Origin of the sequence: Brevundimonas vesicularis, from assembly GCF_032067225.1 — a bacterium.
GTDB lineage: Bacteria > Pseudomonadota > Alphaproteobacteria > Caulobacterales > Caulobacteraceae > Brevundimonas > Brevundimonas vesicularis_F.
Genome location: NZ_DAMBJX010000111.1, coordinates 1 through 2,352 on the forward strand (window position 1 = coordinate 1; position 2,352 = coordinate 2,352).

A 2,352-nucleotide genomic window follows, 5' to 3' on the forward strand; every position below is an offset into this window, starting at 1 on the left:
CGGATCGCCAGATTTTGCCGCTTCGTTCAACGCTTACCCCGCACAGCTTAGCGATAACGCGCCATATTGAAATCGGTTCTCTCGTCGAGTGTCGTGAACTGTGATTGCAAGATTGTTGGCGCGCCGCCGTAATTTGCTAATCACCGCGCATGACAATTGCCGGCGTTTTCGCCACCCTTTCGCTCATGATGGCGCCCGCAGCCGACCAGCCCACCGTTCGCATTCCGCAGGGCGTCCTGAACGGACGCGCGGATGCCGAAGTGGCTGCGTTCAAGAACATTCCCTATGCCGCCCCGCCGACGGCCGAGCGGCGTTGGCGACCGCCCGGTCCCGCGCCGACCTGGCAGGGCCAGCGCGACGCCTCGACATATGGTCCGCTGTGCATCCAGGCGCCGCCGAATGGCGACCCCGGCGTCGGTCCCTTGCCGATGAGCGAGGACTGTCTGAACCTGAACGTCTGGCGGCCCATCAGTGCGGCTCAGCCCGCGCCGGTCATGGTCTGGATCCACGGCGGCGGCCTGGTGAACGGGTCGGGAACCGCGCCGCTGTATGACGGAACGAACCTGGCCAAGCGCGGCATGGTCGTGGTGACGCTGAACTATCGACTGGGGCGGCTGGGCTTCTTCGATCATCCGGCGCTGGCGGCCGGGCGGCCGGTGGGGGAGGCTGCGGGCAACTACGGCCTCATGGACGTAACGGCGGCGCTGAAATGGGTGCGCGCCAACATCGCGGCCTTTGGCGGCGACCCCAAGAACGTGACCATCTTCGGCGAATCGGCGGGCGGGGCGATCGTCACGCGGCTGATGATCTCGCCGCCGGCGCGCGGTCTGTTCGATCGGGCGATCGTTCAGTCCGGACTGGGGCGGGAGTTACAGACGCCGCTGGACCGCAAGGGCCCCTATGGCGCGCCCTCAGCGCGGGAGCGCGGCGAGGTCTGGGCCTATGGCGCGGGATTGCGAACGGCGGCGGATTTGCGCGCGGCGCCGGCCGATCTGTTCCTGACGCCTCCGCCGGTCTTCGCCAACGGCGACCTGACGCTGATCGACGGGCGTATCGTGCCGTCCACCGTCGAGGCGGCGTTCAAGGCGGGGCGGCAGGCCCCGGTGCCCTTCATCATCGGCAGCAACAGCGCCGAATTCTGGTGGATGCAGCCCACAGATCGCAACGGCTATGGTCAGATCGACGACGACATGACCTGGCTTGAGCGCGCCGACGCCGTTCAAGCCTATGGCGGGCTGGAGGCGTTCGACAAGCTGGCGATTACGGATCTGGTGTTTTCAGAGCCGGCCCGGATGCTGGCGCGGCTGCATACCAAGGCGGGCCATCCGGCCTGGCTCTATCGGTTCGATATCTCGTCGCCGCAGAATCCCGAGCCGCATGGTGGCGCGACCCATGCGATCGAGCGGCCCTATGTGTTCGGCACGTTGAACACTCTGCCGTATCCGGTCGAGGATCGGGACCGAAAGGCGTCGGAGGCGATGATGGGCTATTGGACCGCCTTCGCGCGCTCGGGCGATCCCAATGGCGTTGGACGGCCGCGCTGGCCTACGGCGACCCGTGTGGACACCCGGCTGATGAACTTCGGCAATCGGGGACCGGCCGTGACGCCCGTGCCCTTCAGCGCCAGGCTAGACCTGCTGGAACGGTTCCGCGAGCGGCCCAGGCCCTGAGGGCAAGCGTCAGCCGGCCGAGGTCGCGCCCGACTGCTTCTCCTTCAGCGTGACCAGCTCTTCCGCCATGGTCGGGTGGACGGCGCAGGTGGCGTCCCACTGCGCCTTGGTCAGGCCGGCCTTCACGGCGATCGCGGCCAGCTGGATCATCTCGGGGCTGTCGGGGCCGACGATGTGCACGCCGACCACGCGCTGGCTGTCGGCGTCGACCACCAGCTTCATCAGCACCCGCTCATCCGAGCCGGTGAAGGCGTATTTCATGGGCCGGAACCGAGTGACATAGACGTCGACGCCGTTCGAGCAGGAGCGGCGGGCCTCCGCCTCACTGAGGCCCACGACCCCGACCGGCGGCTGGCTGAAGACGGCGGTAGCCACGGCCTCGTAGTCGAAGTGCTGGGGATTGTCGCGATAGACGGTCTGATGGAAGGCGACGGCTTCGCGGATGGCCACGGGCGTCAGGTTCATCCGATCAGTGACGTCGCCGATGGCCCATATGTTGTCCGCCGTCGTCCTGGAATAGGGATCGACCTTGATGGCGCCTGCCTCATTCAGCTCGACGCCTGCGCTCCCCAGCCCCAAATCCTTAACGTAAGGGATACGGCCGGTGGCGAACATGACGACGTCCGTCTCCAGCTTCATGCTGTTTTCGAGGTGGTTGACCAGACCGGTGTCAGTCTTTTTG

At 66.5% G+C, this 2,352-nt stretch carries 2 protein-coding genes; one reads left to right on the top strand and one right to left on the bottom strand.

Going from position 1 to position 2,352, the window contains the following annotated elements; all coding sequences use genetic code 11:
• Positions 1 to 149 precede the first annotated feature (149 nt).
• On the top strand, positions 150 to 1,670 hold the full coding sequence (locus tag RT123_RS15685; protein WP_313010175.1) for a carboxylesterase family protein: 1,521 nt from the start codon (positions 150 to 152) through the stop codon (positions 1,668 to 1,670).
• Positions 1,671 to 1,679: 9 nt separating this feature from the next.
• Here RT123_RS15685 and RT123_RS15690 read toward each other — a convergent pair.
• Positions 1,680 to 2,352 (bottom strand): FAD-dependent oxidoreductase (locus RT123_RS15690; RefSeq protein ID WP_313010177.1); only part of this gene is annotated, 673 nt, incomplete at its 5' end.